Source organism: Staphylococcus caeli, assembly GCF_900097965.1.
In the GTDB taxonomy this organism is placed as follows: domain Bacteria; phylum Bacillota; class Bacilli; order Staphylococcales; family Staphylococcaceae; genus Staphylococcus; species Staphylococcus caeli.
The window spans coordinates 1-958 of the sequence record NZ_FMPG01000033.1 but is presented as its reverse complement, the minus strand read 5'-3'; the positions used below and the strand labels follow the sequence as shown (position 1 = coordinate 958).

At 40.9% G+C, this 958-nt stretch carries 1 protein-coding gene; it reads right to left on the bottom strand.

The annotated features are described in order from the left end of the window. Positions 1-958 (bottom strand): FIVAR domain-containing protein (locus tag BJS11_RS13745; RefSeq protein WP_209436230.1); only part of this gene is annotated, 958 nt, incomplete at both ends.

Sequence of the window (958 nt, the reverse complement as noted above, 5' to 3'; positions counted from 1 at the left end):
TCTTTCGCTTTCATTGCTGTGTTTAATGCATCTGTTGCTGTCTTCACTTCTTCAGCTGTCGCATTGCCATTTTCGCTTACTTCTTTTGCTGTTGCTAATGCATCGATTACAGCTTTATCTTCCGCATCCGTTTCATCTAAATCTAAGCCTTCGGCTTCTTTGATTGCTGTGTCTAACTCAGCTTTATCCGCTCGATCGCTTAATTGATCCAACGCATCTTGAATTGCTGTTGTTGCTTCATCTATTTCTGCTTGCGTGTGATCTTCTGGATTATCAATGATGTTTTGTGCTGCTGTTAATGCATCTTTCAATGGTGCGTAACTATTTGGTGTATAACCATCTTCATCAATCGCATTTCCTTGCGCTTGTGCTGCTTTCAAGGCATCTAATGATGCAGTTTTCTTATCTGATGCATCTTGTGTGTCTTTTGCTTTCATTGCTGCGTTTAATGCATCTGTTGCTGTCTTCACTTCTTCGGCTGTTGCGTTATCATCTTTGCTCACTTCTTGTGCTCTTGCTAATGCATCCGCTACAGCTTTATCTTCCGTATCATTGTTATCTAAGTCTAAGCCTTCGGCTTCTGAAATCGCTGCGTCTAACTCAGCTTTATCTGCTTTATCGCTTAATTGATCCAACGCATCTTGAATTGCTGTTGTTGCTTCATCTATTTCTGCTTGCGTATGATTGTCTGGATTATCGATGATATTTTGAGCTGCTGTTAACGCATCTTTCAATGGCGCGTAACTATTTGGTGTATATTCTCCTTCATTGATTGCGTTGCCTTGTGCTTGTGCTGCTTTCAAGGCATCTAATGATGCAGCTTTCTTATCTGATGCATCTTGTGTGTCTTTCGCTTTCATTGCTGTGTTTAATGCATCTGTTGCTGTCTTCACTTCTTCAGCTGTCGCATTGCCATTTTCGCTTACTTCTTTTGCTGTTGCTAATGCATCGATTACAG